General features: G+C 54.5%; 1 protein-coding gene. It reads right to left on the reverse strand.

The features are described from left to right. Positions 1-250, reverse strand: a 250-nt coding sequence (locus FLQ44_RS22880) for a nucleotide-binding protein (RefSeq protein ID WP_147696182.1), incomplete at its 3' end; no start/stop codon positions are given. Between the last annotated feature and the right edge of the window lie 18 nt (positions 251-268).

The following is a 268-nucleotide window of genomic DNA, read 5'->3' on the forward strand; positions in this document are numbered from 1 at the left end:
TATCGATCACCCCATGGTCAAAACCTTCCATCATTGCTGGCAAGTCTCGGTGAAGAGTTTCCCTTGCCATCCCCACCACCACAAAAGGGGTTTCTTCCCCTCTAACAGCCGCCCACCCCCCGGCACTTGCTTGGGGGTCAGCATCCACCAACAAAACACGCTTCTTTGCAAGGGCGATCGCATGAGCCAGGTGAATAGCAATGGTCGTTTTCCCACAGCCTCCTTTTTGGTTGGCCACGGTGATCAGCATTGGCGGCAATCCTCCAAT

Origin of the sequence: Vogesella mureinivorans (assembly GCF_007644035.1) — a bacterium.
GTDB lineage: Bacteria > Pseudomonadota > Gammaproteobacteria > Burkholderiales > Chromobacteriaceae > Vogesella > Vogesella mureinivorans.